The organism is Bacillus sp. FSL R5-0447 (assembly GCF_038606125.1).
In the GTDB taxonomy this organism is placed as follows: Bacteria; Bacillota; Bacilli; order Bacillales; family Bacillaceae; genus Bacillus; species Bacillus velezensis.
This window is the reverse complement of the sequence record NZ_CP152012.1, coordinates 2,498,362-2,518,433: the sequence shown is the minus strand read 5'-3', so window position 1 is coordinate 2,518,433 and position 20,072 is coordinate 2,498,362. Positions and strand designations below refer to the sequence as shown.

Genomic DNA, 20,072 nt, shown 5'->3' with positions numbered 1-20,072 from the left:
GGTCTCTTTTTGCATTCAGCTGTTAGAACTTGATCCGCTGTCTCCTGTAAATACAGACACGATCGCATTCCAAATCGAAGCGAAGAAATCAATGACTTTTTGAACAAAGCTTTTGCCTTCATCGGATTGAATGAACTTCGTGATTTTGTCTTTTGCCTTGTCAAGCTGGCTGCCGACTTGGCCCCAATCAATCTTGGCATTTTTCATTTTATTAAACAATGAAACGAGCTGGTCTTTTTGAGCGTCAGTCAGTGTAATGTTGAGGTTTGAAGCCGCATCATCGACCTTTTTCTCGATTCCTTCTTTTGTATCGGGCACACCGTTTTTCGCGAAATCATCTTTAATGTTTGCGATGAGCGCGGAGGCGTTTTTATCCCCGATTTTATCCCCGAGATTTGAAGTGGTGACAAGCTCTTGGTTGGCGACCTGTTTTACATCTTCTGAAATCGCTTTGTCTGATGAAACTTCATATGCCTTGATGATTCCCGTTAATGCTGCGGTGCCTGATACCTCAAACGGCGCCGTCACGTATACTTTCGCATCTTTCACTCCTGCTGTCATCAGGGCGTTTAAGTACATTTCATCCGTGATGGAATCGATATTATGGGTCTTAACGTCAAGCCCGGACCCTTTCTTTGCCACCGTGATGGATGATGAAGAGATGGCTCTTGTGCCGATTTGGGCATTCGATATATATTTTCCCAGATATTCATGTTCTTCTTTATTCGTAACCGTCACTTTTGTCGCGTTATCAGGGACATTTAATTCGTCAAGCACTTTCTGACGGTTTTCGTTTGACAGATCCGCCCCCAGTGTGACGATGACATCTCCGACTGCGGCATCGGCCAGGCTGATTTTCGGTATTGTGCACAATACAACGGCCGCCGCCAGCAATCCAATCCACATTTTTTTCAAAGCGGTTAACCTCCTTCTTTTCACAAATGCCGTTTTGAAGCGGTTTGTGAGGGCCTGCGTGAAGCAGTTCCGATACATAGACGGCTGTGAAGCTGTTCTGGTTTCATTTTCTTTCTGCGGAAGCGGGGAGATTCGTTTTCCGGCTGAAGGTGTGGTATAATAGCCGCGAAAAGAAGAGCAGAGGCCTCTTCCTTCAAAAGAATATCAAAAAGAAAGCCGGCTTACAATTGAAATTCATATTGAAGAAGGCTTTGACAAAAAACAATACGGAAGTAGGAATGAGAATGAAAACTGGTTACATCGAAATGGAAAACGGCAGCAGAATTGAATTTGAACTTTATCCGAATGAAGCGCCTAATACAGTCGCTAACTTTGAAAACCTGGCGAATACGGGCTTTTATGACGGCGTTATTTTCCACCGCGTGATTCCGGGCTTTGTCAGCCAAGGCGGAGATCCGACTGGGACAGGCATGGGCGGAAGCGGAAAAACGATCAAATGTGAAACAGAAGGCAATCCGCATAAGCACGAAGCCGGTTCTTTATCAATGGCGCATGCCGGTAAAGACACGGGTTCAAGCCAATTCTTCATCGTACATGAGCCGCAGCCGCATTTAAACGGCGTTCATACTGTATTCGGAAAAGTGACAAGCGGTTTAGAGCATGCGAAAAACATGTCTAACGGAGACAAAATGAAAGAAATCCGTGTAGAAGGATAATGACGGAAAACCCGCCTTTTTCAGGCGGGTTTTTTTATGTATATGAAAATTCTCATGTGTAAATCATGAAAAAATACATATATGAACATCAGCGATCATTCTGGTATAGTGAAAAAGACCGATTACAACAATGAAAAGAGGTAGAAACGTTGGTTCAATTGGCAACCGTTTTATTTGTCATTCTCATTCTCGCACTTATGATTTGGTTCAGGGTGAAAAAGGGAAACAGGCCGATTAAAGGCGGCGGCTTCGGCATCATTCTCCCGCTATTGATTATCGCCGTCATTTTTACATTCAGCATCAGCCAGCTCATGAATATCCCGGGAAAGCCGTTTCATTTTCCCGCTCTTTGGGAGCTCGCCATCGCCGGACTGTTAGGCGCGGTATTCGGCGTCATCATGCTGTCGCAAACCGCCTATGAAATCCGGGAAGACGGCTTTGTCTACTCCAAGCGGAATAAAAACTTTAAATATGTCATTATCGCGATTATTGCGATCCGTATCGTGCTCAGCCAATATTTCAAAAACATTGACGCGGCGGAATTCGCCGTTTTAACGATGGAACTTGCTTTTGTGTATTTGTGCATTTGGCGGATCGGAAGCTTCGTGAAATACCGTAAAATCAGCAGATCCGGCTTATAAAATGAAAAAAATGGATGAGGTGCGGGGCTTATTTGCCCTCTGTGCAGGGATTCATGGTAAAATAAAAACGACCATGGCTAATGGGAGGAAATCACTTGAAATCAGAAAAAGAAAAAACTTCTAAAAAAAGCGCCGTACTTGATTGGGCGAAAGCCATTATCATCGCTGTCGTTCTGGCACTGCTCATCCGAAACTTTTTATTTGCCCCTTATCTCGTTGATGGAAGATCAATGGATCCGACGCTGCATGACCGCGAGAGAATCTTTGTCAATATGACGGTCAAATACATAAGCGACTTCAAACGCGGCCAGATCGTCGTGCTGAACGGAGAAAATGAGCACTATGTCAAACGGATTATCGGACTTCCCGGCGACACGGTGCAAATGAAAAACGATCAGCTGTACATCAACGGCAAAAAAGTGTCCGAACCGTATTTAGCGGCAAACAAGCACAAGGCGAAGCAAGAAGGCTATGACCGGCTGACAGAAGACTTCGGGCCGGTGAAAGTGCCGGACGACAAATATTTCGTCATGGGTGATAACCGTAGAGAATCTATGGACAGCCGCAACGGCCTCGGTCTCTTTACGAAAAAACAAATCGCGGGCACATCAAAATTCGTCTTCTTCCCGTTTAACGAAATTCGCAAGACGAAATAAACCGTACAGGCAGTTTTCTTCATGAGGAAAACTGCTTTTTTATATAAATTTATCTTTCCACCCTCAAAAACAGAACATAAATTCGTATATCTATTTAATAGATAGAAAGTTTTACAGATACATGAAACATCTTCCCTTTATGAAACGTTATATGAATAACTCACGCAGGGAAGAACGTTTTTCTATTCATGAAAAAAAGGAATATGACATAGTAATGAATAGATTGATACGGGCTGGAGGTAGAAAAATGGGAAGAATTAAAACAAAAGCAGCCATTTTACTTGTACTGCTGCTGTTATTAGCGGGCGGTTATATGGTCATAAACGATATTGAACTGAAAGACGTGCCGACTGCAATCGGACAAACCCTGTCCCAGGAAAAAGAAGAATATACAGTCAAAACATATAAAATTACGAAAATCGAAGGAACTGAGTACCACGGTACGGCAGAAAACGGCACAAAAATCATTTTTAACGGCGACAAGCTGAAGCAGGATCTCTCCGATGTGAAAAAGGGAGATAAGATTAAAGCGTATTTCAGCAAATCAAACCGGATTGACGGCTTATTGAAGGTCGTCAAAGTGAACGAATAAATAAAGGCGCCTTTTATGGGAAAAGGGCGCTTTTTATTTTTCTGAATAATTAGGTGCAAATTCATTGCGCCTGCCGCAAAGGATGTTATAATAGCGGATAAGGACAAAAAAATATTGATTGTATCCTTCGGGGCTGGGTGAAAATCCCGACCGGCGGTAATAAGGCGTTTTGCGCTTTACAGCCCGTGACCCGTATGCATCTGTATACGGTGGATTCAGTGAAAAGCTGAAGCCGACAGTGAAAGTCTGGATGGGAGAAGGATGAGAGAAGCTATGCAAAAAATAAACTTACTGTATAGTCTTATTTCCTATGGATTAAAACTGGCAAAGCCCCGAACTGTGTAAACATTCGGGGCTTTTTTGACGCCAAATTGCGTGGAAGAAGGGAGGGATAACGATGGAAGAATATTATATGAATACGGCAATAGAACTTGCCAGACGCGGTGAAGGACAGACACAGTCCAATCCTCTTGTCGGCGCTGTCGTCGTCAAAAACGGACAGATCGTCGGAATGGGCGCCCATTTGCAATACGGAGAAGCGCATGCCGAGGTTCACGCGATTCATATGGCCGGCAGACACGCAAAAGGCGCCGATTTGTATGTGACGCTGGAGCCTTGCAGCCATTACGGAAAAACACCGCCATGCGCCGAACTGATAATAAAGTCGGGGATAAAAAGGGTGTTTATCGCTGTGAAAGATCCGAATCCGCTTGTAGCCGGAAAAGGCATCGGAATGCTGGAAGCAGCGGGCATCGAAGTGAAAACCGGACTTCTCAGGCAGCAGGCAGAAGAGCTGAATAAAATGTTTCTTCACTTCATGCGGACCGGACTTCCGTATGTCACCTTGAAAGCGGCCGCGAGCCTTGACGGGAAAACAGCGACTGAAACCGGTGACAGCAAATGGATTACATCAGAGGCGGCAAGGCTTGATGCCCAGCAATACAGGAAATCGCATCAAAGCATTCTTGTCGGAGCAGGCACAGTCAAAGCCGATAATCCGAGCCTGACCTGCAGGCTTCCTGATGCGGTGAAGCAGCCGGTCAGAGTGATTCTCGATACAAAGCTGACCATTCCTGAAACGGCAAATGTGCTCACTGACGGCGCTGCGCCGACATGGATATTTACGGCCAAAGGTGCAGACGTGCAAAAGACAGACCGGCTGACCGCACTCGGAATAAAAGTTATTCCGCTGGAAACAGACCGCATTCACGTCCCTGAGGTGCTCGGTATTCTCGCTGAAAACGGCATAATGTCCGTTTATGTGGAAGGCGGAGCATCCGTACACGGAAGTTTTGTCAAGGAAGGCTGTTTCCAAGAGCTTCATTTCTATTTCGCCCCTAAATTAATCGGAGGAACGCTTGCTCCCAGCTTGATCTCCGGTGAAGGTTTTCAATCAATGAAAGATGTCCCCCATTTACAATTCACACAAATCACCCAAATCGGGCCGGATATAAAACTGACGGCCATACCTAAAGATGGAAAGGATGGTGAAGATGTTTACAGGAATCGTTGAAGAAACAGGCACGATCCAAGCAATCAAAAAGACAGGCCTTTCCATGGCATTAACCATCGCCGCTTCAAAAGTGACAAGTGACGTGAAGCTTGGCGACAGCATTGCGGTAAACGGCATCTGCCTGACCGTAACCGGATTTTCTGACAATCAATTTACGGTTGATGTCATGCCGGAAACAGTGAAAGCCACTTCGCTGAACGGCTTGTCAAAAGGCAGTAAAGTAAACCTGGAAAGAGCGATGTCCGCCAACGGACGGTTCGGCGGCCACTTTGTATCAGGGCACGTGGACGGAACGGCGGAAATTACGCGGATCGAGAAAAAAAGCAACGCGGTCTATTACGATTTAAAACTTTCGCCGGAATTGACAAAAACGCTCGTATTGAAAGGTTCAATTACGGTAGACGGCGTGAGCCTGACGATTTTCGGTTTATCAGACGAAAGCGTGACGGTATCCATCATTCCGCATACCATCTCAGAAACGATTTTTCAGACGAAAACAGTCGGGTCGATCGTAAATATTGAGTGTGACATGATCGGCAAATACTTATACCGCTTTTTGCACAAAACAGAACAAACGAAAAGCAATCAAACTATCACGGAAGCCTTTTTAAGCGAGAACGGCTTTTAGAAAGGAAGATCGATATGTTTCATCCGATAGAAGAGGCGTTAGAGGCGCTGAAAAAAGGTGAAGTCATCATTGTTGTCGATGATGAAGACAGAGAAAACGAAGGAGATTTCGTAGCGCTGGCTGAGCATGCCACGCCTGAAGTGGTTAATTTTATGGCGACCCATGGGAGAGGCCTGATCTGCACGCCGCTGTCTGAAGACATCGCCGGCCGGCTGGATCTTCACCCGATGGTCGATCATAATACGGACTCACATGAGACAGCGTTTACGGTCAGTATTGACCACAGGCTGACAAAAACGGGCATCAGCGCGCAGGAACGATCCTTTACCATTCAGGCGCTGTTGAACGAAGAATCTGTGTCTGACGATTTTCAGCGTCCGGGCCACATTTTCCCCTTAATTGCAAAAAAAGGAGGCGTCCTGAAGCGGGCCGGCCATACGGAAGCAGCCGTTGACCTTGCAAAAGCCTGCGGATCTCAGGGAGCGGGCGTCATTTGTGAAATTATGAATGAAGACGGTACAATGGCCAGAGTGCCGGAGTTAGCCGAAATCGCCGAACGCCACCAGCTGAAAATGATTACGATAAAAGACTTAATAGAGTACCGTTACAACATTACGACACTTGTGAACAGAGAAGTTCATATTACGCTGCCGACTGACTTCGGCACGTTTAGAGTTTACGGATATACAAACGAGGTTGACGGAAAAGAACATCTCGCCTTTGTCATGGGAGATGTCCCGTTTAACAGCGAACCCGTTCTTGTCAGAGTGCACTCAGAATGCCTGACGGGCGATGTGTTTGCATCCCATCGCTGTGATTGCGGACCTCAGCTTCATGCCGCGCTTGCGCAAATTGCTGAAGAAGGCCGCGGCGTTCTATTGTATTTGCGCCAGGAAGGCAGAGGAATCGGTTTAATCAATAAGCTGAAGGCGTACCGATTGCAGGAACAAGGGTATGACACGGTTGAAGCGAACGAAGCGCTCGGCTTTCTGCCTGATCTGCGCAACTACGGCATCGGCGCCCAGATTCTCCGCGACTTAGGGGTTCAGCATATGAAACTTTTAACCAATAACCCCCGGAAAATCGCCGGCCTCGAAGGATACGGTCTCAGCATTTCAGAACGGGTACCGCTTCAAATGGACGCGAGTGAGCATAACAAGCAATATTTACAGACCAAAATGAAAAAACTTGGACATCTGCTTCATTTCTAAAAACAAATCTCACAAAAAAGGATGGATAACATATGAATATCATACAAGGAAACCTAGTAGGAACAGGACTTAAAATCGGAATCGTCGTCGGCAGATTTAATGAATTTATAACGAGCAAGCTGTTAAGCGGAGCGGAAGACACGTTGCTTCGCCACGGTGTAGAATCAAACGACATTGACGTCGCTTGGGTGCCGGGAGCGTTTGAAATCCCGTTTGCGGCAAAGAAAATGGCGGAAACGAAAAAATACGATGCCGTCATTACGCTCGGCACGGTTATCAGAGGAGCGACAACGCATTATGACTATGTCTGCAATGAAGCGGCAAAAGGCATTGCCCAGGCGGGAACGGCGACGGGCGTCCCGGTTATCTTCGGCATCGTGACGACTGAAACCATTGAGCAGGCCATCGAACGAGCCGGAACAAAAGCCGGAAATAAGGGAGCGGATTGCGCAGTATCTGCCATTGAAATGGCAAATTTAAACCGTTCATTTGAATAATTTGTTGAAAAGCGTTTAAAACAGCGGCGAAAATGATATAATGTGAGGAAACGGATCGCCTTTATGTATCCGTTTGATAGGACATGAATGGACATTTTGGATATAGAGGGGTTTTTATGTTAATTCGTTATAAAAAATCGTTTGAAAAGATTGCGATGGGTCTTCTGTCATTTATGCCGAATGAAAAAGATCTCAAGCAGCTTCAGCAGACAATAAAGGACTATGAAACGGATACTGGCCGCCAGCTCTTTCTTTGGAAAGAGGATGAAGATATCGTCGGAGCGATCGGAGTCGAAAAAAAGGACTCAGAAGTTGAAATCCGGCATATCAGCGTGAATCCTTCTCACCGCCATCAAGGAATCGGAAAGCAAATGATGGACGCCTTAAAACGTCTGTTCAAAACGGAGGCACTCGTTCCGAATGAATTAACGCAAAGCTTTTTTGAACGCTGTCAACATCAAAAAGATCAGGATATCTCATATAATAACTGACAAATGCTCCCGGAATCTTCACGGTTTCGGGAGCTGTTTTGATATAGAAAAAGCAGGGCTGACCGTCAGCCTCTGCTTTTTTTTCTTCTCTCAATTTCCCGTTCGCGTTCCTTAATGACATCCGTCCTGTCCCGCAGGCGGTGTTTATGAATAAGAAAGGTATCTGATACGCCGTCTTGCCCCCATGTATAGCCCTTTCGGCGGCATTCGGCAAGACATGCTTCTTTCAGGGCTTCATCTGTAATCGGCAGCATAACACTTCTGTAAGGCACGCCCGCTTCTATATCGTCTGACAGCGTTTCTATCAGCTCAATCAGCTTCGGATGGCTGAGACCGAGAGAACAGACCGCCTGCTTTTCAGACCGGAGAATACGTAAGCTGTTGGCAATCAGCCGTTTCGCCCCGGCTTCATTTCCCCTGCGCTGGTGATACAGAGCGACGGCAAGCTGAATCAGGCCGACCCAATGAACGCTCCGCTTTTCAGCCGGGTTTTCTTTCCAATATTCCTCTAACAGTTCATGACACTCAAAATAATCTCTTGATGCGTGAAATTCGGCCAAAAAGCCGATATAAGCTTTAGGATACAAGCCGCTTCCTCCTTTTATGCTAAAACCAGTTTACCACAGCGCTATGAAAAGGAAAAAAGAGCGGCTTGGTGTCTGAAGCCTGAGGAACTAGCAGATGTAAGATGCTCCTACGACAACGAGCAAAATAAACAGAACGACAATTAATGCAAAACCTCCGCCGAAACAAGCTCCGCTCATGTGAAATCAGCCTCCCTTTGTTTCAAGTTTACACGGCTATCATATGTGCATCCGCCTTTAAAGGTATAGGCGTATATCTTCTTTTTCAGTATTTTCTAAATAACGGAGGGTGTGTATAAAAGTATTGGACGAGAGCATTTCGGTGGATTATACTAAAGGGTAGCCAGTTTTTCCGGCAATGAGAGTGATATTGAAAATGGTGAGATAATGGTAGAATATCAAGTGAAAATTGATACGTTTGAAGGCCCATTGGACCTGCTGCTTCATCTGATTAACCGTCTTGAAATCGACATATACGACATACCCGTGGCAACCATTACTGAACAATATTTATTATATGTACATACAATGCAAGAGCTTGAACTTGATGTCGCCAGTGAATATCTGGTCATGGCGGCGACGCTTCTCAGCATTAAAAGCAGAATGCTGCTTCCGAAACAAGAGGAAGAGCTGTTTGAAGACGAAATGCTTGAAGAAGAAGACCCTCGGGACGAGCTGATTGAAAAGCTGATTGAGTATAGAAAGTATAAAACCGCTGCGAAGGATTTAAAAGAGCGGGAAGAAGAAAGACAAAAGTCATTTACAAAGCCGCCGAGTGATTTAAGTGAGTATGCAAAAGAAATCAAACAGACGGAGCAGAAACTGTCGGTGACCGTTTATGACATGATCGGCGCGTTTCAAAAGGTGCTTCAGCGTAAAAAAATCACGCGGCCGAAAGAAACGACCATTACAAGGCAGGAAATACCGATTGAAGACAGAATGAACGAAATCGTAAAAAGCTTAAAAACGGCGGGGAGAAGAATAAACTTCACGGAGCTTTTTCCTTCTCGGCAAAAGGACCATCTCGTCGTGACGTTTTTAGCAGTCCTGGAACTGATGAAAAATCAGCAGATTATCATTGAACAGGAAGAAAACTTTTCGGATATATACATTATGGGGAGTGAATCCATTCATGGCGCTTGATATCGTGAATTGGAAAGCGATTGTGGAAGCCCTGCTGTATGCGGCGGGGGATGAAGGGCTGACCAAAAAGCAATTGGTGACGGTGCTTGAAATAGAAGAAGCGGAACTGGCCGGAATCATGGAAGAAGTGGCCGCTCAGTACAAGGAAGACGACAGAGGCATCGAGCTTACCGAATATGCGGATACGTATATGCTTGGAACGAAAAAAGAATTCGTGCCTTATTTGAAAAAACTAATCGAAGTGCCGTCAAAAGGGCTGTCACAGGCTTCTTTGGAAGTGCTGGCGATCGTTTCGTACAAGCAGCCGATCACACGGGCGGAAATTGAAGATATCCGGGGCGTGAAGTCTGAGCGGATTCTGCACAGCCTCGTGTCAAAAGCGCTGCTGTGTGAGGTGGGCCGCGCCGACGGTCCCGGCCGGGCGATTTTATACGGCACGACACCGGTATTTCTTGAACAATTCGGCTTAAAAACATTGGAGGAGCTCCCGCCGCTTCCTGAAAATGCGGAGGAAGACGTTCTCCAGGAGGAAGCCGATTTATTCTTTGAAAACTTCAACCAAACTTTTGAGGATATTAAATAATAATCGTTTTTCATCATACGATAGTAGGGAAAGGCCATTGATGAATGACGCAAATGACGACGTACAAGAGAGGAAGGAAACGGACGGAAATGGGAAATTCGATTGTGAGGGCCCATACTGAAGAAACTGGTGAATTTTTAGCCGAGGTTGTCACGATGGTCAGCAGCTATTTAAATCATACAACTTTGCCGGAGATGCGGGCTCAAGGAGAGGCGGATGAGGCATACTGCCGCGACGTGCTCAGTGTGCTGAGGAGGATGACCGTCTTTTGCGAAGGCGCCCAGGAAGCCTGCCGCCGGCTTTTAATGCAGGAGCCGTTTCATGAGGCGAGAGCGGAAAAAACGCTGTATAAAGTATATCATCAGTGCGTGGAAGAGTTTTTCATGCCGAAAAAGGATACATGGTACGAAAACAGCCGCGCCGCTTATACAGGCCAAAGCGCGATTGAATTCTACCAGCAAGTGCCGGATTCGCTGCGGAGCCTTCTGCTTTCGCTGAGCAGTGAATTTCTGCGCATGCGGGAAGAATTGGCGCAATATGAAGCATCAGGCTCAAATATGGCACCAGTCAGATAAAAACTCTTCCTTTTGGGAGAGTTTTTTATGTGAAAGTGATGCAATTGGTATTCATAAGTCATGGACATGCGCATAAACTTGTACAAACCCACAACAAGGACGTGAGCATTCATGCGCTTTCTCAAAAAAGCTGCCGTATTTCTTTTGACTTTTGTTATTCTTTTTTCCATTACAGACGGCAATACGGCACATGCCCAAATACATGTCAGCGCAAAAAGCGCGATTATAATCGACGGAGCATCTGGCAGGGTGTTATTCGCCAAGGATGAACATCATAAGCGGCGGATTGCAAGCATTACGAAAATCATGACGGCGGTGCTGGCGATTGAATCAGGGAAGATGGAAGAGACCGTGACGGTTTCCCCGAATGCCGTAAAAACGGAAGGCTCAGCCATTTATCTTCAGCCGGGACAAAAAGTAAAGCTGAAAGATCTCGTATACGGGCTTATGCTGAGATCAGGAAATGACGCCGCTGCGGCAATAGCGGAATATGTCGGCGGAAGCCTTGACGGTTTTGTATTTTTGATGAACAAAAAAGCCGAGCAAATCGGGATGGAAAATACAAAATTTCAAAATCCGCACGGGCTGGACGACCATGAAAATTTATATTCAACGGCGTTTGACATGGCGCTTTTGACTAAATACGCGATGAAAATCAAGGAATACCGGACCGTTTCAGGCACAAAAGTGTATAAGGCGGAAACGATGGACCGGGTATGGAAAAATAAAAACAAGCTTCTGACCGGGCTCTACCGTTACAGCACAGGCGGAAAAACGGGTTACACAAAAATCGCGAAACGGACGCTCGTCTCGACGGCCTCAAAAGACGGTACGGATCTCATCGCGGTCACCATAAATGATCCGGATGATTGGGATGATCATATGAATATGTTTAATTATGTCTTTGATCACTATAAAACCTATGTCATCGCCAAAAAAGGCGGCATTCCGAAGCTGAAAAAGACGTTTTACGGAAAGCGCGCTTTTATTGCCCGGGATGTCAAATATTTGTTAAAAAAAGATGAAATCGACGATGTAAAAATCAGTACAACCTTAATAAAACCGAAAAAAGCCTGGAAAAAGGACGCCTCTCTCATTCCTGATGTCGTCGGCCGGATGACTGTTATGCATGATGGGAAAGTGATCGCCAAGATCCCCGTCTATTATGAAAATGAGCGCCATAAAAAACCGAAAAAGCATTTCATTGAGACGTTTACGAGCCTGTTTATGAGCGCGGCGGGCGGTTCGTCATGGTCAATTTAATCTGGGTATGTCTGACGGTAATCGGACTTGTCTTTGCGATGTTTAACGGTACCTTGCAGGATGTGAATGAAGCCGTTTTTAAAGGAGCGAAAGAAGCGGTTACGATCTCGTTCGGATTAATGAGCGTTCTCGTGTTCTGGCTCGGCCTGATGAAAATAGCCGAGCAGTCCGGCCTTTTGGATATATTCAGCAGAATGTGCCGCCCGTTTATTTCTAAGCTGTTTCCCGATATTCCCCCTGATCATCCGGCGATGGGATACATCTTATCAAATCTCATGGCAAACTTTTTCGGACTGGGAAATGCGGCGACACCGCTCGGCATTAAAGCCATGGAGCAGATGAAAAAGCTGAATGGAGGTAAGTCTGAGGCCAGCCGTTCCATGATTACCTTTTTGGCGGTAAATACTTCGAGTATTACATTGATACCGACAACCGTCATTGCCGTGCGCATGGCTTACTCGGCGAAATCACCGACCGATATCGTCGGGCCGACCATCTTAGCGACTTTAATTTCGGGAATCGGCGCGATTTTCATTGACCGCTACTTCTGGTACCGCCGCAAAAGAAAAGGGAGGTAAGCGAATGGAAATGGTGAATTGGCTGTCTTTAGCCATGATTCCGATTATTATCGCCGGTATATTGATATACGGCACGATCAAAAAAGTGCCGACGTATGAATCGTTCGTTGAAGGCGGAAAAGAAGGAATTGAGATTGCGTTTTCCATCATTCCGTATTTGGTCGGGATGCTGGTGGCGATTACCGTATTCCGGGCCTCGGGTGCGCTGGATTTTGTCATGGGGCTGTGCAAGCCTTTCTTTACAACGCTCGGCATTCCCGCAGAAGTCGTGCCGCTTGCTCTGATCCGCCCGATTTCGGGGACGGCGGCGCTCGGCATGACGACTGATCTGATCGCCGTGTACGGGCCTGATTCATTTATCGGCAGACTGGCCTCGGTCATGCAGGGATCGACTGACACGACGCTGTATGTCCTGACGGTGTATTTCGGGGCGGTAGGCATCAAAAAAATGGGGGATGCTTTAAAGGTTGGTCTTCTTGCTGATTTGATCGGGGTGGTTGCATCAATCATCATAGTTACGTTATTATTTGGAAGCGCCTGAAATCAGGCGCTTTTTATATATCAGAATAACTCTCCTTGAAAAAGCTTGTTTGTTCAAGGGGAAAAAAGTAAGATTATACTTGAGGTGAACGACATGGAAAGACTGCAAAAAGTTATTGCTCATGCCGGCGTGGCATCACGCAGAAAGGCGGAAGAGCTGATAAAAGAAGGAAAAGTAAAGGTGAATGGAAAAGTAATAACAGAGCTCGGCGTAAAAGTGACCGGTTCTGATCAGATTGAAGTAAACGGATTAAAGGTGGAGCGGGAAGAACCCGTGTACTTTCTGCTTTATAAACCGAGAGGAGTGATCTCAGCAGCTGATGACGACAAAGGGCGGAAAGTGGTGACCGACTTTTTCAAAGAAGTGCCGCAGCGCATTTATCCGATCGGCAGGCTTGATTATGATACGAGCGGACTTTTATTGCTGACAAATGACGGCGAGTTTGCCAACAAACTCATGCATCCGAAATACGAAATTGATAAGACGTACGTCGCCAAAGTGAAGGGGATTCCTTCCAAGGAACTTCTGAGAAAGCTTGAGCGCGGCATTCAGCTTGAAGAAGGCAAGACGGCGCCGGCCAGAGCGAAAATGCTTTCCCTGGACAAAAGAAAGCAGACGAGCATCATTCAGCTGACGATTCATGAAGGCCGGAACAGACAGGTCCGCCGCATGTTCGAGGCGATCGGTCATGACGTGCTGAAACTAAAACGTGAAGAATACGCATTTTTAGATTTAAGAGGCCTGCGCACAGGAGACGCAAGAGAATTGTCGCCGCATGAGGTGAAAAGGCTGCGGGCTTTAGCTGAACACGGTAAAAACGCTTTCTAATTTTCACATAACCTTCAAAAATTACAAAACGTGTTGATGATATAATTGAATGGATTTGCAGGCAGGGGAGGGGAGCAGTGTACAATGAACAAAAAACGGCGGCGTTTATTCATTCGGACCGGCATCCTTCTCATCTTACTCTGCGCGCTCGGATATACCATCTATAATGCCGTATACACAAACGGTGAGCGTATATCTGAGGGGTCCAAAGCCCCGAATTTCGCGCTGAAAGATACAGAGGGCAGACTCATAGAACTGAGTCAGTTAAAAGGAAAAGGTGTTTTTCTGAATTTCTGGGGAACGTGGTGTGAGCCGTGCAAGCAGGAATTTCCCTACATGGAGAATCAATACAAGCATTTTAAAGACCTCGGTGTCGAGGTGGTTGCGGTAAATGTCGGCGAATCAAAAATTGCAGTACATAATTTTATGAAAACATACGGCGTCAATTTCCCGGTTGCGCTCGATACTGACCGGCAAGTGCTGGACGCGTACGGCGTATCACCTATTCCGACGACATTTTTGATCAATCCCGACGGAAAAGTCGTGAAAGTGGTGACCGGCACGATGACAGAACGCATGGTTCATGACTATATGAATTTAATTAAGCCGGAGGCGTCTTCATGAAAAAGGTCAAATGTGAATGCGGGCACGTGAATCCAGCCGGGACGGTTTTGTGCGAGTCGTGCGGGAAGCCGCTTGATGATCAAAAATCGCCGCTTGCCGATATGCGGTACGACGGCAGCGCAAGGCGTTCGCAAACATATAATAAAACAATCGTAGATAAGGTATGGAACTTCTTTTCTTCCGTAAAAGTCGGAATATGGCTGATCGTCATTACTCTGGCGGCGTCTGCTTTCGGCACGGTTTTTCCGCAGGAAGCTTATCTGCCGCCGGGCGCCCAGCCGGATACATATTATGAACAGCAGTACGGCATAATCGGCCAAATGTATTATCTGTTGGGATTTCATCACCTGTACGGCTCATGGTGGTATATGCTCCTGATCGCATCTATTGGCATATCACTGGTCATCTGCAGCCTGGACCGGGTGATTCCTTTGTACAGGGCGCTGAAAAATCAAGGAGTTCGGCGGAATCCGGTCTTTTTGAAGAGGCAGCGTCTATACAGTCGGACAGAAACCGAGCTGAGCGGGGATGCGGCTGATGGCCTCAGAACACGATTGAAAAAAAAGCATTATAGAGTGCGAGAACAAGAGGGAAGCATTCTGGCGGAAAAAGGCCGTTTTTCAAGGTGGGGGCCCTACGTCAATCATATCGGCCTGATCATTTTTCTGATCGGAGCCATGCTGAGATTTGTACCCGGTATGTATGTCGATGAAACGCTCTGGGTCCGTGAAGGCGAAACCGCCCAGATCCCCGGTACTGACGGCAAATATTACTTAAAAAACAACCGGTTCACGATGCAGACATATAACAAAGACACTGAGAAAAAAGTATTCGCCGACGCCATTGACAGAGCCGGAAACGGCAAAGTCGCCAAATCCTTCACAACGGACGCGGTTTTGTACAAGAGGGAAGGCGACATTGTATTCGGTGAAAAGCCGAAGCTTAAAAGAGTCAAAGAAAACAATATCCGCGTCAATGAACCGCTGCGTTTTGACTCCTATTCTGTGTATCAGGTGGACTATAAAGAAAACCAGCTCGATCAGATGGTATTTCAGCTGATCGACCAAAAAACAAAACAGTCATTTGGCAAACTGAAGATCAATCTTCTTGATCCCGACACGGACTATGATCTTGGTAACGGTTACAAAGTGCAGATCGCCAGTTATCTTCCTGATTTTTATTTTAACAAGGACGGAGAACCGAGCACGAAAACGAAGGTTCCTAACAATCCGGCTTTTGTCTTTAAAATCACGGCTCCTGACAAGCCGAAAGGGGAGAAAAGTTTTGTTGCGATTCAGCAGACTGTTGAAGGTTCCGAAAGTAACAAGTACAAATTAAAATTCGACCATGTGGAAACGAAAAACATTACAGGACTCACCGTCAGAAAAGATTTAACCTTATGGGTGCTTGCCGTCGGCGGCGCGATCTTTATGATCGGCGTCATTCAAGGAATGTACTGGCAGCACAGAAGGATCTGGATCAAAACAGGTGATCATGAAGTGCTTGTGGCGGGACATACGAACAAAAACTGGTTCGGTCTGAAAAAAGATATCGAATTTGTTCTTAGCGGGACCGGGATTCAAGAGCCAGCCGATCAAAAAGAATTGGCCAAAAATCAGGCCTAGTGAAAAAGGAGTGGTGTCATGGCGGAGCTGAGCGCAAATTTTCTTTATGCTGCCTTTTTGATTTATTTAATTGCCGTCCCGGTTTTCGGCGGCGCCATCCGGGGAACAAAAGGTGCTAAGGACGGTAAGGGCCGCTGGTCGGCTATCGGAATCACGTTAACCATTTTCGGATTTCTTTGTCATCTCGGCTACTTCATTGCGAGATGGTCGGCAAGCGGACATGCGCCTGTCAGCAATATGTTTGAATTTACGACGTCATTCGGCATGATGCTTGTTCTCGCTTTTATTATTATTTACTTTATTTACAGACTGCCTTCATTAGGCATGTTCACATTGTCTATCGCGCTTTTGCTTATCGCATATGCAAGCATGTTTCCGACAGACATTACGCCGCTTATTCCGTCACTGCAGAGCAATTGGCTGTACATTCACGTCACGACGGCGGCGCTCGGGCAGGCGATTCTTGCGATCAGTTTTGTAGCCGGCGTCATTTTCCTGTTAAAGCATGTCGACCAATCCAGACCGGGCAAAAAAACGTTCTGGCTTGAAGTCATCATGTTTATACTCGTGACGACCGTGGCATTTATCGCCGTCACGTCGGCATTCCGGCTGGCGGACTACAAAGCTGAATTTAATTGGGTGGATAAAAAAGAAGCTAAAAGCGTCATGATATATGATATGCCTGCGCTTGTCGGCCCGCATGAGGGAGAACTGCTTACGGAAGGCGCAATGAAGCCGCTTATTGAGCTTCCGGCCATTTTTTCAGGCAGAAAGGTCAATACGGTGATCTGGTCGTTTGGCGCAGGTCTCGTTTTATACGGTGCGCTCAGGCTGATATTCAGAAAGAGAATCAGCGCTCTTATCAGCCCGCTCGTCAAAAATGTGAATCTGGACTTGGTCGATGAAGTCGGCTACCGCGCTGTTTCCATCGGTTTTCCGGTATTTACACTCGGCGCGCTTGTGTTTGCGATGATTTGGGCGCAGCTTGCATGGACGCGTTTTTGGGGCTGGGACCCGAAGGAAGTATGGGCGCTGATCACCTTTTTATTTTACGCAGCGTATTTGCATTTGCGGCTGTCAAGAGGCTGGCACGGCGAAAAGTCCGCGTGGCTTGCCGTCATCGGCTTCGCCATTATTATGTTTAACTTAATTTTTGTGAATCTCGTGCTTGCCGGACTTCATTCGTACGCATAGATGTAAAAAGCCGATACAGTTCTCAAGCTGCCGCACAGTTTGTTAAAATGAAAGTAACAGAAGGAAAGCAGGGGGAAAACGATGGATCAAACAAATGAAACTAAAATATTAGTAGTAGATGATGAAGCCAGAATTCGACGCCTTTTAAGAATGTACCTTGAACGGGAAAACTATGTGATTGAAGAAGCGGAAAACGGCGACGAGGCCATTAAAATGGGGCTGGCATCAGATTATGATCTGGTGCTCTTGGATTTAATGATGCCGGGAACGGACGGAATCGAAGTATGCCGGCAGCTCAGAGAAAAAAAAGCGACGCCGATTATCATGCTGACGGCAAAAGGGGAAGAAGCCAACCGCGTCCAGGGGTTTGAAGCGGGTACGGACGATTATATCGTCAAGCCTTTCAGCCCGAGAGAAGTGGTGCTTCGGGTAAAGGCGCTTTTAAGAAGGGCTTCCCAAACATCTTATCTGACAGCAAATACCCCGACAAAAAATGTGCTCGTCTTTTCGCATCTATCCATTGATCACGATGCTCACAGGGTGACTGCGGACGGCACGGAGGTGAGCCTGACGCCGAAGGAATATGAACTGCTGTACTTTCTGGCGAAAACACCGGACAAAGTGTACGACAGGGAAAAGCTTTTAAAAGAAGTGTGGCAGTATGAATTTTTCGGAGACCTCAGAACGGTGGACACCCATGTCAAACGGCTCCGTGAAAAATTAAATAAAGTGTCCCCGGGAGCGGCGAAAAAAATCGTTACCGTATGGGGAGTCGGATACAAATTTGAGGTAGGCGCTGAATGAAGTTTTGGAAAAGCGTAGTAGGTAAGCTTTGGTTTACCATTCTTTCACTCGTGTTAATTGTTTTATTTATATTAACGGTGCTGCTTCTGGAATTTATAGAAAATTACCACGTTGAAGAAGCGGAAAAAGATTTAACGCAGCTTGCCGACAAAATTGCGGTCATAATAGAAAATCATGAAGACCAGCCGCTTGCCAGATCCATCACGTGGGAACTGGCGGACAATTTAACGAGCATCGCGATCATTCAGGATGATAAGCATGTCTGGTATTCGCCCAATGACGATAATCATTTATCCTCTATTACATTAGAGCAGATCAAACATGACCGGGATCTGCACAAGGCGCTGACAGACCGCAAAAAAGTAAGCAAACGCGCGGTCCCCAACAATGCCGGTTCGGATAACGAACGGCTGATCGTCGGAGTGCCGTATGAAAAAGACGGCAAAAAAGGCATGGTCTTTTTATCCCAATCGCTGCTTGCCGTCAAAGATACGACGAAACATACGACACGCTATATTTTTCTTGCGGCGGGCATTGCCATCGTCTTGACAACGTTTTTCGCGTTCTTTTTATCCAGCAGGGTGACATATCCCCTTCGGAAAATGCGGGAAGGCGCCCAAGACTTGGCGAAAGGAAAGTTTGATACAAAAATTCCGATTCTGACCCAAGATGAAATCGGGGAACTGGCCATTGCCTTTAATCAGATGGGACGGCAGCTCAATTTCCATATTAACGCGCTGAATCAGGAAAAAGAACAGCTGTCCAATATTTTAAGCAGTATGGCAGACGGGGTCATCACCATTAATATCGACGGCACCATTTTGGTGACCAACCCGCCGGCCGAACGTTTTCTGCAGGCATGGTATTATGAGCAGAACATGAACATTAAAGAAGGAGACAACCTTCCCCCTGAAGCAAAAGAGCTATTTCAAAATGCAGTGAACACGGAAAAAGAGCAAATGATTGAAATGACGCTTCAAGGAAGGTCATGGGTTTTATTGATGTCGCCTCTTTATGCGGAATCACACGTCCGCGGCGCCGTGGCCGTGCTCCGTGATATGACCGAAGAGCGCAGGCTGGATAAATTGCGTGAAGACTTCATTGCCAATGTCAGTCATGAGCTCAGAACCCCGATTTCTATGCTGCAGGGATACAGCGAAGCAATAGTGGACGACATTGCAAGCACCGAAGAGGAGAAAAAAGAAATCGCACAGATCATTTATGATGAATCTCTTCGCATGGGCCGGCTCGTTAATGATTTGCTGGATTTGGCCAGAATGGAATCCGGACATACGGGCCTGCACTATGAAACGGTAAACCTGCATGAATTTCTGGAGAAGATCTCCCGCAAATTTTCCGGGGTAGCGAAGGAAAAAGGCGTTTCGCTCACAGAGGACATCTCAGTGTCTCAGCCGGAGTGTGTCTTTGATGAAGACAAAATGGAACAGGTGTTTACCAACCTTATAGATAATGCGCTGCGCCATACGGAGTCAGGCGGAAGCGTTCATATCGCGGCTCAGACCGTAAAAGACGGACTGAAGATCGATATCAAAGATTCCGGCTCTGGTATACCGGAAGAGGACCTGCCTTTTATTTTTGAACGTTTTTATAAAGCGGACAAAGCAAGAACAAGAGGCAGGGCGGGAACCGGACTCGGGCTCGCCATCGTAAAAAATATCGTGGAAGCCCACGGCGGCTCAATTGCGGTTCACAGCAGCATCGACAAAGGGACGACGTTTACATTTTATATTCCGACAAAAGTGCAGGATGACGTCTGAAATTGACGAACAATCTTGTTCCATACGAAACACCCGCATGTTCTGCGGGTGTTTTTTATTTGTTTCTCCTTTAAAAATTTAAGAATATGTTA

24 protein-coding genes and 1 riboswitch are annotated in these 20,072 nt (G+C 46.3%); of the genes, 21 read left to right on the top strand and 3 right to left on the bottom strand.

Annotated features, from left to right (window positions below; genetic code table 11):
• Positions 1–15: 15 nt before the first annotated feature.
• Positions 16–915, bottom strand: coding sequence for a DUF1002 domain-containing protein (locus NYE68_RS12640; RefSeq protein WP_014418285.1), 900 nt, complete (start codon positions 913–915; stop codon positions 16–18).
• A 284-nt stretch (positions 916–1,199) separates the two neighbouring features.
• On the opposite strand from NYE68_RS12640, the gene NYE68_RS12635 reads away from it, so the two are divergent.
• From NYE68_RS12635 to ribT, 9 genes are all read left to right on the top strand, one after another.
• Complete coding sequence (locus NYE68_RS12635) at positions 1,200–1,631, top strand: peptidylprolyl isomerase (protein ID WP_003153363.1); 432 nt, start codon at positions 1,200–1,202, stop codon at positions 1,629–1,631.
• Positions 1,632–1,780: 149 nt separating this feature from the next.
• Positions 1,781–2,272 carry a CcdC protein domain-containing protein gene (locus tag NYE68_RS12630; RefSeq protein WP_015417746.1) on the top strand — a complete coding sequence of 164 codons (492 nt, stop codon included), beginning with the start codon at positions 1,781–1,783 and terminating at the stop codon, positions 2,270–2,272.
• An 80-nt stretch (positions 2,273–2,352) separates the two neighbouring features.
• Positions 2,353–2,928 carry a signal peptidase I gene (gene lepB / locus NYE68_RS12625; protein ID WP_033574742.1) on the top strand — a complete coding sequence of 192 codons (576 nt, stop codon included), beginning with the start codon at positions 2,353–2,355 and terminating at the stop codon, positions 2,926–2,928.
• 247 nt (positions 2,929–3,175) lie between these two features.
• Positions 3,176–3,520, top strand: coding sequence for a hypothetical protein (locus NYE68_RS12620; RefSeq protein ID WP_007409423.1), 345 nt, complete (start codon positions 3,176–3,178; stop codon positions 3,518–3,520).
• Between the two features lie 119 nt (positions 3,521–3,639).
• Positions 3,640–3,786, top strand: a riboswitch (FMN riboswitch).
• 131 nt (positions 3,787–3,917) lie between these two features.
• Positions 3,918–5,033 carry a bifunctional diaminohydroxyphosphoribosylaminopyrimidine deaminase/5-amino-6-(5-phosphoribosylamino)uracil reductase RibD gene (gene ribD / locus NYE68_RS12615; protein WP_060674358.1) on the top strand — a complete coding sequence of 372 codons (1,116 nt, stop codon included), beginning with the start codon at positions 3,918–3,920 and terminating at the stop codon, positions 5,031–5,033.
• Positions 5,014–5,661, top strand: coding sequence for a riboflavin synthase (gene ribE, locus NYE68_RS12610; RefSeq protein WP_015417743.1), 648 nt, complete (start codon positions 5,014–5,016; stop codon positions 5,659–5,661). The genes ribD and ribE (NYE68_RS12610) overlap by 20 nt, the downstream gene beginning before the upstream one ends.
• A 14-nt stretch (positions 5,662–5,675) precedes the next feature.
• The gene (locus NYE68_RS12605; protein ID WP_324636745.1) at positions 5,676–6,872 is read left to right on the top strand and encodes a bifunctional 3,4-dihydroxy-2-butanone-4-phosphate synthase/GTP cyclohydrolase II; all 1,197 of its coding nucleotides are present in this window, start codon (positions 5,676–5,678) and stop codon (positions 6,870–6,872) included.
• A gap of 32 nt (positions 6,873–6,904) precedes the next feature.
• A complete protein-coding gene (gene ribE / locus NYE68_RS12600; protein WP_003153372.1) occupies positions 6,905–7,369 on the top strand; it encodes a 6,7-dimethyl-8-ribityllumazine synthase in 465 nt (154 codons plus the stop codon).
• Positions 7,370–7,485: 116 nt separating this feature from the next.
• Positions 7,486–7,860, top strand: coding sequence for a GNAT family N-acetyltransferase RibT (ribT, locus tag NYE68_RS12595; protein WP_003153373.1), 375 nt, complete (start codon positions 7,486–7,488; stop codon positions 7,858–7,860).
• Between the two features lie 65 nt (positions 7,861–7,925).
• Here the strand turns inward: ribT and NYE68_RS12590 are convergent, their stop codons facing one another.
• Positions 7,926–8,447 carry a DUF309 domain-containing protein gene (locus NYE68_RS12590; RefSeq protein ID WP_324636747.1) on the bottom strand — a complete coding sequence of 174 codons (522 nt, stop codon included), beginning with the start codon at positions 8,445–8,447 and terminating at the stop codon, positions 7,926–7,928.
• A gap of 87 nt (positions 8,448–8,534) precedes the next feature.
• Entirely contained in the window at positions 8,535–8,624 is a 90-nt protein-coding gene (locus NYE68_RS12585; protein WP_003153376.1) for a YjcZ family sporulation protein, read from the bottom strand.
• Positions 8,625–8,831: 207 nt separating this feature from the next.
• Between NYE68_RS12585 and NYE68_RS12580 the strand changes: the two genes are divergently transcribed.
• The 12 genes from NYE68_RS12580 (at position 8,832) to NYE68_RS12525 (ending at position 19,980) form a co-directional block, all read left to right on the top strand.
• A complete protein-coding gene (locus NYE68_RS12580) occupies positions 8,832–9,587 on the top strand; it encodes a segregation/condensation protein A (RefSeq protein WP_060674357.1) in 756 nt (251 codons plus the stop codon).
• Positions 9,577–10,170: an SMC-Scp complex subunit ScpB gene (gene scpB, locus NYE68_RS12575; RefSeq protein ID WP_007409428.1), complete on the top strand. Its 594-nt coding sequence runs from the start codon at positions 9,577–9,579 to the stop codon at positions 10,168–10,170. The genes NYE68_RS12580 and scpB overlap by 11 nt, the downstream gene beginning before the upstream one ends.
• A gap of 89 nt (positions 10,171–10,259) precedes the next feature.
• Complete coding sequence (locus NYE68_RS12570) at positions 10,260–10,745, top strand: DUF3907 family protein (protein ID WP_033574737.1); 486 nt, start codon at positions 10,260–10,262, stop codon at positions 10,743–10,745.
• A 111-nt stretch (positions 10,746–10,856) separates the two neighbouring features.
• Positions 10,857–12,008: a D-alanyl-D-alanine carboxypeptidase family protein gene (locus NYE68_RS12565; protein WP_031378974.1), complete on the top strand. Its 1,152-nt coding sequence runs from the start codon at positions 10,857–10,859 to the stop codon at positions 12,006–12,008.
• Positions 11,996–12,586 carry a nucleoside recognition domain-containing protein gene (locus NYE68_RS12560; RefSeq protein WP_003153385.1) on the top strand — a complete coding sequence of 197 codons (591 nt, stop codon included), beginning with the start codon at positions 11,996–11,998 and terminating at the stop codon, positions 12,584–12,586. The genes NYE68_RS12565 and NYE68_RS12560 overlap by 13 nt, the downstream gene beginning before the upstream one ends.
• A 4-nt stretch (positions 12,587–12,590) precedes the next feature.
• The gene (locus NYE68_RS12555; RefSeq protein ID WP_033574735.1) at positions 12,591–13,127 is read left to right on the top strand and encodes a spore maturation protein; all 537 of its coding nucleotides are present in this window, start codon (positions 12,591–12,593) and stop codon (positions 13,125–13,127) included.
• Positions 13,128–13,220: 93 nt separating this feature from the next.
• Entirely contained in the window at positions 13,221–13,955 is a 735-nt protein-coding gene (gene rluB / locus NYE68_RS12550) for a 23S rRNA pseudouridine(2605) synthase RluB (RefSeq protein ID WP_007612296.1), read from the top strand.
• Positions 13,956–14,039: 84 nt separating this feature from the next.
• Positions 14,040–14,579 carry a thiol-disulfide oxidoreductase ResA gene (locus NYE68_RS12545; protein WP_003153391.1) on the top strand — a complete coding sequence of 180 codons (540 nt, stop codon included), beginning with the start codon at positions 14,040–14,042 and terminating at the stop codon, positions 14,577–14,579.
• Positions 14,576–16,204, top strand: coding sequence for a cytochrome c biogenesis protein ResB (locus NYE68_RS12540; protein ID WP_015240118.1), 1,629 nt, complete (start codon positions 14,576–14,578; stop codon positions 16,202–16,204). The genes NYE68_RS12545 and NYE68_RS12540 overlap by 4 nt, the downstream gene beginning before the upstream one ends.
• A gap of 18 nt (positions 16,205–16,222) precedes the next feature.
• Positions 16,223–17,398 (top strand): c-type cytochrome biogenesis protein CcsB, encoded by a 1,176-nt coding sequence (gene ccsB, locus NYE68_RS12535; RefSeq protein WP_007409434.1) that lies wholly within the window; start codon positions 16,223–16,225, stop codon positions 17,396–17,398.
• A gap of 81 nt (positions 17,399–17,479) precedes the next feature.
• Positions 17,480–18,202 (top strand): DNA-binding response regulator ResD, encoded by a 723-nt coding sequence (gene resD / locus NYE68_RS12530; protein WP_003153397.1) that lies wholly within the window; start codon positions 17,480–17,482, stop codon positions 18,200–18,202.
• Positions 18,199–19,980 (top strand): ATP-binding protein, encoded by a 1,782-nt coding sequence (locus tag NYE68_RS12525; RefSeq protein WP_007409435.1) that lies wholly within the window; start codon positions 18,199–18,201, stop codon positions 19,978–19,980. Before resD ends, NYE68_RS12525 begins: the two co-directional genes overlap by 4 nt.
• Positions 19,981–20,072 lie beyond the last annotated feature (92 nt).